Consider the following 8,517-nt stretch of genomic DNA (forward strand, 5'->3'; position numbering starts at 1 on the left):
AGACGCCGACCTTGGTCGGCACAGGGTTCACGGTGCCTCGAGATGAAGCGTGTCGACCAAGGTCGACGCCTACCGGGCGGCGCGTGATCCGGTAGAGCCGGCCGCTGGCCGGCTGCTGCAGCGTGTTTCCGACAATCAGGCGGTTGCCGGCCAGCGGCCGGCACTACCACCGGCGTTGCGGCGCGTCACCCCACCGGCAACCACAGCGTCGCGCGCAATCCCGGTTGCGCATTCTCCAACGCCAACCGCCCGCCATAACTGGCGGCGATATCACCGACGATCGCCAACCCCAGGCCGCTGCTGCTTTCGCGCTCATCCAGCCGCACGCCGCGCTGGGTGACCTGCGCCAGCGCCTCGGCTGCCAGACCGGGGCCGTCATCGCGCACGTCGATGCGCAACTGCCCTTCTTCCGCACGCGCGGTAACAGCTACTTCCCGCTGTGCCCACTTGCCGGCGTTGTCGAGCAGATTGCCAAGCATCTCTTCCAGGTCGGCGCTGGCGCCGGCGAACTGCAGGTCGGTGGGAATACCCTCGGCCTGGAACTGCAGCGCACGGTCGCCATGCACCCGTGCCATCAATCTGCACATCGCCTGCGCCACTGCTGCCACCGGCGTGCGCTCGCGATGATCGGCGGTGAGCCCAGCGGCAAGATAGCGATCGACGCTGGCCTGCATGCGCGCGCCCTGCTCACGCAGCGTCGCGCGCCACTCGCGGCCTTCACCATCGGCTTCGGCGGCGAGCACGCTCAGCGGTGTTTTCAGCGCATGCGCCAGATCCTGTGCACTGGTACGTGCGCGCGCCACCATCCGTTGCTGGTGGTCCAGCAGCGCATTGAGCTCGTCACCCAGCGGCGCGATTTCAGCGCCCAGTCCCGCTGTATCGATGCGCTGTGCATCGCCCCGGCGCACACGCTCCAGCTGCGTACCGAGACGTTGCAGCGGGCGCAGGCCGAAATGCACCTGGCTGGCCAGTACCGCCAGCCATGCGGCGACCAGTACCGCCAGCGCCATCGCGCTGCGTTGGCGGAACGCGGCGACATCCGCGTCCAGTGCGCTGCGGTCGGTGGCGACCACGGCGACATAGGGTTCGTTCGCGCGTGGCAGGCGCACCTGCTGCACGCGCGCGCGCAGCGACTGCTGCAGCGGGCCGGGCAGGTTGCGTGCGGCCGCGCCATTGGCGGCCACGGGCAACGCCTCGTCCCACAGCGAACGCGATTGCAGCAGCACCTTGCCGCTGCCATCGGCGATCTGCCAGTAGGCACCGGAGAACACGCGTTGGAAGCGCGCGTCGTTCGGTTCCTGGCGCAGCTGCAGCTGCCCATCGGCATCGATCTCGGCCTGCGCCAGCAGGGTCAGCATGTCCTGCTGCAGTTCGTTGTCCAGGCGGTCGCGCGCGCTGCGCTTGAACAGTTCGCCCAGCAGCGCACTGGCCAGTGCCGAGACCAGCAGCAGGCCGATGCCGCCGGCCAGCAGCAGCCGGCGTCGCAGTGACGGTTGCCGGCTCACGGCGCGGCCAACCGCCAGCCCTGGCCGCGTACGGTCTGGATCAGGTCGGTGCCGAGCTTGCGGCGCACGCGCCCCAGCAGCACGTCCAGCGCATTCGAATCGGGATCGTGGCCGCCATCGAACACGTGTTCACCCAGACGGTCGCGGCCGATCACCTGACCGCTGTGGTGGATGAAGTAGCTGAGCAGGCGGAATTCCTGTGGGCTCAGTGCCAGTGCCTGGCCGTCCAGGTCGAAGCGCCCGGCATTGACGTCCAGCTGCAGCGGGCCGCACTGCAGGCGCGGGCTGGCATGGCCGTGGCTGCGGCGGATCAGCGCGCGCAGGCGCAGCACCAGTTCATCGGCCTGGAAAGGTTTGGTCAGGTAATCGTCGGCGCCGGCATCGAAGCCGGCCAGCTTGTCGTGCCAGCGTCCGCGTGCGGTCAGCACCAGCACTGGGAAGTCGCGGCCATTGCCGCGCCAGCGTTCAATCACGCTCAGGCCATCCAGCCCGGGCAGGCCCAGATCGACGATGGCGGCCTGAAGGTCTTCCACCTGGCCCATCTCCTCGGCCTGGCGACCATCGGCCACCACGTCGACCACGTAACCGGCCTGTTCCAGCAGCGGCTGCAGGCGCTCGGCCAACGCGGCATCGTCTTCGGCCAACAGGATGCGCATCAGTCGTCCAGCTCCGTCTTCAGCAGCCTGCCGTTGCGCGCATCATAGTCCAGCTCCACCACCACGCCGTCGGCGCGCAGGATCTCCACTTCGTACACGCCATCGTCCAGCTCCACTTCCAGCAGCTGGCCGGGGTGGCGTTTGAGTGCATCGCGCACCACGCTTTCCAGTGGCACGTAGCGGCCCTGTTGCACGGCCCGGCGCGCGACCTGCTGCGCCGGGTCCTGGGCAGGGCCGGCGGCGGACGGGGCGCTGGCCAGGGCCAGCAGCAGGGACAGGGAGGACAGGATAGGCACGCGGGTGGTGGGAAATGGGGAACAGGCGCGAGTGTGCCGCCGCCGACTAACGGTTGGCTAACAGCGCCGGCTAAGTGGCTGTTAACCACGCGGCGCATCGTGGCGTTGCCGGGATGGTCCGGCAACGAACAGGAGAACCCCCATGTTGAAGTCGCTCACCCTCGCCACCGTTGTCGCCCTGGCCGTGGCCCCCGCCGTACAGGCCGCACCGCTGGGCATGGCCCAGGTCGAACAGACCCTGCGCAAGGCCGGTTACACCCAGATCCATGAGATCGAGCGTGATGATGGCCTGTGGGAGGCCGATGTCAGCCGTGCCGATGGTCGCTTCAGCGAGGTGTATGTGGACCCGAAGACCGGCGAGATCTTCGACGAGCACGACAGCCGTGCACAGCTGAGTACCGAGCAGGTGCTGGCCAAGGCGCAGTCGCAGGGGCTGCGTGAGATTCATTCGCTGGAACGCGACGGTGCGACGTGGTCGCTGGAAGCCCGCAATGCCCGCAATCAGCGCGTGGAAGTGCGCCTGAGTGGTTACGACGGCCGCATCCTGCACAGCGAGCGTGATGGCTGGCTGGATTGATGCCTGCTCGGGTGGGTGTGTCGACCAAGGTCGACACCTACCGGGTAGAGCTGGCCGCTGGCCGGCTGCTGCACGGTGTTTCCGGGATCACGAGGTACCCGGCCAGCGGCCGGCCCTACCGTGCGCTTACCAGCCGTAAGGCGGCGGGTAATCCCAGTAGCCCGGGCCACCACCGTAATACCCACCACCGCCGTACGGCCCGAAGAAGCCCGGGCCCTTGCCTTCGCTCACGTGGATGTTGACGTTGACCCCACGGGTCTTGCCTTCATCGTTGGTGTAGTTCTTGCTGAGATTCAGCGTGGCGGCGTTGTAGTGGGTGTTGCCGTAATTCTTGGCATAGCCGATGCCGGTGGTGAAGCTGCCGGAAACCTTGACCTTGTCATCCTGCACGTCGGCGATCCTGCCGTCGCCGTGCACGCGCGGGCCGGTCTTGTCGCCGTAGAACGTGCCGGGCGGATCCTGTTGCAGCGTCGGATCGTTGAGATAGCGCATAGGCGTCTGCGGCACGGACAGGTCCAGGCCGGACGCCTGCGGCGCGGTGGCGCCGGCGGCGGACTGCGCCAACGCGGTCCCGGGCAGGGCGGCCAGGCACAGCAGCAGGGTCAGGGGGCGGATCATGACGGCACTCCAGCACAGAGGGGCCGCGCAGCACGCGGCGGTACAGGCCGACGCTAGCAGGCGTTGCTTGAATGATGCCTGTCGGCGCCCGTTTGCGGTAGAGCCAGGCCATGCCTGGCTTCACGCTACAACCGCCCGAACCCGAACAGGTCCTGCAGCGGGTGCCGTCGCCGCTCGATCCGCGCCCGCAGCAGCCCGGCGCCGATCATCGAATAGGTGATGCCGTTGCCACCATAGGCCATGGCGAACTGTACCCGTGGCCCCCATTGCGCATGCGGCCCGAAGAACGGCAGGCCGTCAGCGGTCTCGGCAAAGGTGCCCGCCCATGAAAACGCCGGGGTCGGCTGCAGGTGCGGGAACCATTGCAGCAGCTGCTTCATCAGTTTGCGGGCCTTGCTGTCCACCCGGCCATCGCGGCGGGCGGGAATATCGATGGCATCGTCCAGCCCGCCCACCAACAGCCTGCGGTCGCCAGTGGCACGCAGGTACAGATAGGGGCGCGCGCTCTCCCAGACCATCGTGCGCTGCAGCCAGCCCAGTTCGTCGGCGTTGATCGGGTCGGTGATGAAGGCGTAGCTGCTGCGGTTGCGGGCCACGCGCGGGTCCAGCCACTGCTGGTTGGCATAGCCCATCGCCAGCACCACGTGGCGGGCGCGGATCTGCATGCCGGATTCGGTGCGGGCGGTTACGCCGCGCGCGGTGGGGGTGAGGGTATGCAGCACGGTGCGGTCATGCACCACGCCGCCGCGTCGTTGCAACCGCCGCAACAGCCCGTAAGTGAAGCAGTAGGGATCGACCCGTGCGGCTTGGCGGGTCAGCAGGGCGCCTCCGGCATCGACGCTGAAACGTTGCTGCAGCGCATCCCGGTCCAGCCAGCGCGCATCCAGGCCGATGCCACGGCGCGCCTCGCCTTCGACCATCAGCCGCGGTACGTCACGGCGGCGGCTGGCCAGGTACAGGCTGTCCATCTGCTTGAAGTCGACGTCCTTCAGGCCGCGCGCGACCTCGCCCAATGCGGGGATCGCCTCCGCACAGGCCTGGTAGGCCAGCGCCGCAGCGTCCTGACCATACTGCGAGGCCAGCTCCAGCAGATGGGTATCGATCTCGTACTGCAGCAGCGCGGTACTGGCTGCGGTGCTGCCCCAGCCGATGTCACGCTGCTCGATCAACGCAACGTCGTGGCCATGGGCCGACAGCTCATCGGCGATCAGCGCGCCGGTGATGCCACCACCGACCACCAGCACATCGCACTGCAGATCCTGTTCCAGCGGCGGAAAGGCCTGGATCAGGCCGTTGCGCACCGCCCACCACGGGTAGCCACTCTTCAGGTCCATGCGGGTTCGTGCTCAGGCGGTGGGGTGGCCGGTATGCGGGGTCAGGATCAGTTCGGACAGATCGAAGCCCTGCAGGCGCGCGCTGGCCAGATAATGTTCCTGCACGGTGGCATCGAGCCGGGGCTCACGTGCCAGCAGCCACAGGTACTTGCGATCCGGGCTGCCGACCAGGGCAACGCTGTAGTCCGGCGCCACCTGCATCACCCAGTAGTCACCCTTGGCGAAGGGCAGCCAGCGCAGGCCCTTGGGCAGGAAGCTGACTTCCAGCCGCGCGCTGTCGTTGTCGATCGCGCAGGCCTCACCGGTGGCTTCCTCGACCTCGCCGTCCATGCGGCAGCGGTTGGTGACGCCCACGTTGCCGTTGTCGAGCAGCTGGTAATGGGCCGACACGTCGGTGCAGCCCTCCGGCTCGTGGCGCATCGGCAGGCGGGCGATCTCGTACCAGGTGCCCAGGTAGCGGGGCAGCTTGAGGTCGGTGACGGTCTTCAGGGGTGGCAGGTCGGTCATTGTCAGGCGTGGCAGGAGAGGACCCCCACGATGCCGAGGACACTGCCACGGGCGGGTGAAGCCGGGGCGAGGGTCATGTCCAGAACATTCCGTCGCCCGGGCGGAGCGCGTGCCGTCATCGGTGCAGCGGTATGCTTCCGCCAGCGCCGCGTTTTTCCGATCCAACCGAAGTGGAGGTGCCGATGTACCAGGTGATCCTGTTGAAGAGTGAAACCCAGTTCGCCCGCGAGCAGTGGCCGCAGGTCGACGATCTGGTGGACTACGAAGGCGTGGCCTACAGCCTGCGCGCCGGGCCGCGCCAGCCGTTGCCGACCGACCATGCCTGGCACCCGATCGCGGTGTACGCGCCGGATGAGATCACCGAGGAAGAATTCCAGGAGTGGTACGCGCTGCAGCAGCCGCAGGTGGAAGAGTTGCGCCTGAAGTACTGAGCCGCAACCAGCGGCCAGCGCCTGCGCATCCGCCGTTTACAGTACCTGCCGTATAGTCGCGCGCAGGCGCGGTGGTCCGCGCAAAACGGTGTGGCTGGCTTGTCTTCCTTCTTCCGAACGATCCTGGTGCGTGGCCCCTGGTTGGCCCTGCTGTTGTGCTGCACGCTGCTGCTGGCTCTGCCGGCGCTGGCCCAGGATGATGACCCCACGCCCAAGCAGCAGCTGGCGGATATCGACAATGCGTTGAAGGCGGTGGAACGCAAGCGCAACGACGCCGAAGCCATCGAAACGCTGGGCACGCTTTCGGAAAACGCGTCACAGGCCAAGCGCGATGCCGAGGCGCTGGAAAAGACCCTGCAGCCGCAGCTGGACCAGCTCAATGAGCAGCTGACGCAGCTGGGCGAGGCCCCCAAGGACACCACTGAACCACCGGAGCTGGCGGCGCAGCGGCGCACGCTGACGCGCCAGCGCGATGCCCTCGCGGCATCGATTGCCCAGGCCAAGTCCAGTGCCGTCCGCGCGCAGCAGCTGAGCGCGGACATCGACAAGCAGCGCAACGCGCAGCGCACCGAGGAACTGGGGCGCAAGGTCGCCTCGCCACTGTCGCCAACGCTGTGGCGACAGGTGGCCGACCAGTTGCCGAACGATATCGCCCGTGTCACTCCTTTGGCCCAGCAGGGCCGTGCCGCGCTGACCACGGCCATTGCCACCCATGGCTGGGGCACGTTGCTGCTGGGGCTGGCGGCGGCACTGGTGATGATGTTCCCGTTGCGCCTGTGGCTGCGCGCGCTGGGGCGCCGGTTCGCTGCGTCCGAGCGTGCCCCCGACGGCCGCCTGCGCCGCTCCGGTCTGGCCATGTGGCTGCTGCTGGTGGGCACCCTGCTGCCCGGCTACGCCGTGGTGGTGCTGGTGGCTGCACTGGATGCCATCGGCGCGATTCCACCGCGCCTGCAGAGCGTGGCCGAAGGCGTGCAGGCGGCGACGTTTGCCGCGGCCTTCATTTCCGCGCTCAGCGCCTGCCTGCTGGTGCCCAAGCGGCCTTCGTGGCGGCTGCTGAACCTGGATGACACCGCCGCGCTGAAACTGCGCAAGTACGCTTGGGGTGCTGCGGCACTGGCCTGGCTGAGCACGGTGCTGGTGGCCATCGATCGCGCCACCCGCACCAGCGATGTCACCACGGTGGCGCTGGACGGCGTGATCGCGCTGACCTACCTGGGCCTGATCATGGCCATGCTGGTGACCTTGTCGCGCCTGCATCGGCGCCAGACCGCCGAGGCCGAGGCGAAGCTGGAAGCACAGGCCGACGGTCTTGGCGCACAGCTACCGGTACGACGCAGCAGCTGGCTGGTGCTGGCCCGCGTGGCCGGCAACATCGCGGTAGTCGCCGCGATCGCCGCCACCCTGATGGGCTACGTCAACTTCGCCAAGTTCGTGAACCAGCAGCTGATCGGCGGCAGCATCGTGGTGCTGGCGGCGACGCTGCTGTTCAAGTTCGTCGATGACTTCTGCACCTGGCTGCTGAATGCCGACAGCAAGGTCGGCCAGACCATCCTGCTCAGCACCGGCCTGAGCGTGTCGAAGCTGGAACAGGCGGGCGTGCTGCTGTCGGCGATGCTGCGCACCCTGGTGGTGTTGATCGCCCTGCTGGCGCTGGCCGCACCGTTCGGCAATATCGGCACGATCGTTGAACGCATTGCCTCGCTGGCCAATGGCATTGTGATCAACAAGGACCTGACGCTGCAGCCGGGCCGCATCGTCACCGGCGTGCTGGTGCTGCTGGTGGGCATGGGTCTGACCCAGCTGCTGCAGCGTTGGTTGACCGATACCTACCTGCCCAAGACCGAACTCGACCTGGGTGCACGCAATTCGATCAGCACCATCGCCGGTTACGTCGGCATCATCCTGGTGGGCCTGTGGGCGCTGACGGCGATGGGCCTGAACCTGAAGAACCTGGCGCTGCTGGTCAGTGCGCTCTCGGTGGGTATTGGCTTCGGCCTGCAGGCAATCATCCAGAACTTCGTCTCCGGCTTGATCCTGCTGACCGAGCGCCCGGTGAAGATCGGCGACTGGGTGAAGCTGGGCGACCAGGAAGGCGACATCCGCCGCATCAACGTGCGCTCCACCGAGATCCAGGTGAGCGACAAGTCCACCTTGATCGTGCCCAATTCCGAGTTGATCACCAAGACCATCCGCAACATGACGATGGGCAACAACCAGGGCCGCGTCCAGATCCAGTTCGCGGTGCCGACCAGCACCGACGTGGCCGGCCTGCGACAGGCGCTGCTGGATGCCTACGGTGCCCACAAAACGGTGCTGCAGCAGCCGGCGCCGTCGGTCTACATCGACAGCATCGCCGGCGGCCAGATCACCATCAACAGCTTCGCCTACGTGGCCAGCCCGCGGCAGGTGTATGGCACGCGCAGCGATCTGTATTTCAGCCTGCTGCAGATCCTGGCCGAGCGGAACATCCCGCTGTCCACGCCGACCGACATCCACATCACCCGCGATCCGCCGCAGTAAGAGGGTGGGTCGGCAGGGCTGCGCCCTGCACCCGCCGAAGCGGTAGTGCCGGCCGCTGGCCGGCAACCTCAGG

Annotated in this window: 9 protein-coding genes; 3 read left to right on the forward strand and 6 right to left on the reverse strand. The window is 67.6% G+C overall.

Going from position 1 to position 8,517, the window contains the following annotated elements; genetic code table 11:
• Positions 1 to 185: 185 nt before the first annotated feature.
• From AC1DKR_RS18270 to AC1DKR_RS18280, 3 genes are read right to left on the reverse strand one after another with little or no spacing between them, the layout of a single operon-like run.
• Complete coding sequence (locus AC1DKR_RS18270; RefSeq protein WP_478034261.1) at positions 186 to 1,505, reverse strand: ATP-binding protein; 1,320 nt, start codon at positions 1,503 to 1,505, stop codon at positions 186 to 188.
• Positions 1,502 to 2,161: a response regulator transcription factor gene (locus AC1DKR_RS18275; RefSeq protein WP_447945671.1), complete on the reverse strand. Its 660-nt coding sequence runs from the start codon at positions 2,159 to 2,161 to the stop codon at positions 1,502 to 1,504. Before AC1DKR_RS18275 ends, AC1DKR_RS18270 begins: the two co-directional genes overlap by 4 nt.
• The gene (locus AC1DKR_RS18280) at positions 2,161 to 2,451 is read right to left on the reverse strand and encodes a PepSY domain-containing protein (protein ID WP_478034280.1); all 291 of its coding nucleotides are present in this window, start codon (positions 2,449 to 2,451) and stop codon (positions 2,161 to 2,163) included. The genes AC1DKR_RS18275 and AC1DKR_RS18280 overlap by 1 nt, the downstream gene beginning before the upstream one ends.
• 148 nt (positions 2,452 to 2,599) lie before the next feature.
• Here AC1DKR_RS18280 and AC1DKR_RS18285 point away from each other — a divergent pair, with 148 nt between their 5' ends.
• Positions 2,600 to 3,034: a PepSY domain-containing protein gene (locus AC1DKR_RS18285; protein WP_478034264.1), complete on the forward strand. Its 435-nt coding sequence runs from the start codon at positions 2,600 to 2,602 to the stop codon at positions 3,032 to 3,034.
• 126 nt (positions 3,035 to 3,160) lie between these two features.
• Here the strand turns inward: AC1DKR_RS18285 and AC1DKR_RS18290 are convergent, their stop codons facing one another.
• From AC1DKR_RS18290 to AC1DKR_RS18300, 3 genes are all read right to left on the reverse strand, one after another.
• Positions 3,161 to 3,652 (reverse strand): hypothetical protein, encoded by a 492-nt coding sequence (locus AC1DKR_RS18290; protein ID WP_025874569.1) that lies wholly within the window; start codon positions 3,650 to 3,652, stop codon positions 3,161 to 3,163.
• 125 nt (positions 3,653 to 3,777) lie between these two features.
• Positions 3,778 to 4,986, reverse strand: a complete 1,209-nt coding sequence (locus AC1DKR_RS18295) for an NAD(P)/FAD-dependent oxidoreductase (RefSeq protein ID WP_478034266.1) — start codon at positions 4,984 to 4,986, stop codon at positions 3,778 to 3,780.
• A gap of 12 nt (positions 4,987 to 4,998) precedes the next feature.
• The gene (locus AC1DKR_RS18300) at positions 4,999 to 5,493 is read right to left on the reverse strand and encodes a lipocalin family protein (RefSeq protein ID WP_478034268.1); all 495 of its coding nucleotides are present in this window, start codon (positions 5,491 to 5,493) and stop codon (positions 4,999 to 5,001) included.
• A gap of 182 nt (positions 5,494 to 5,675) precedes the next feature.
• Here AC1DKR_RS18300 and AC1DKR_RS18305 point away from each other — a divergent pair, with 182 nt between their 5' ends.
• Together AC1DKR_RS18305 and AC1DKR_RS18310 are read left to right on the forward strand one after the other, a co-directional pair.
• Positions 5,676 to 5,924, forward strand: coding sequence for a hypothetical protein (locus AC1DKR_RS18305; RefSeq protein WP_089237451.1), 249 nt, complete (start codon positions 5,676 to 5,678; stop codon positions 5,922 to 5,924).
• Positions 5,925 to 6,014: 90 nt separating this feature from the next.
• Complete coding sequence (locus AC1DKR_RS18310) at positions 6,015 to 8,444, forward strand: DUF3772 domain-containing protein (protein WP_478034271.1); 2,430 nt, start codon at positions 6,015 to 6,017, stop codon at positions 8,442 to 8,444.
• Positions 8,445 to 8,517 lie beyond the last annotated feature (73 nt).

The organism is Stenotrophomonas sp. 01N47 (genome assembly GCF_056399165.1).

Coding starts and splice junctions, on each gene's coding strand:
- AC1DKR_RS18275 (WP_447945671.1), bottom strand. CDS start 2,161: ATGCGCATCCTGTTGGCCGAAGACGATGCCGCGTTGGCCGAGCGCCTG.
- AC1DKR_RS18285 (WP_478034264.1), top strand. CDS start 2,600: ATGTTGAAGTCGCTCACCCTCGCCACCGTTGTCGCCCTGGCCGTGGCC.
- AC1DKR_RS18290 (WP_025874569.1), bottom strand. CDS start 3,652: ATGATCCGCCCCCTGACCCTGCTGCTGTGCCTGGCCGCCCTGCCCGGG.
- AC1DKR_RS18295 (WP_478034266.1), bottom strand. CDS start 4,986: ATGGACCTGAAGAGTGGCTACCCGTGGTGGGCGGTGCGCAACGGCCTG.
- AC1DKR_RS18300 (WP_478034268.1), bottom strand. CDS start 5,493: ATGACCGACCTGCCACCCCTGAAGACCGTCACCGACCTCAAGCTGCCC.
- AC1DKR_RS18305 (WP_089237451.1), top strand. CDS start 5,676: ATGTACCAGGTGATCCTGTTGAAGAGTGAAACCCAGTTCGCCCGCGAG.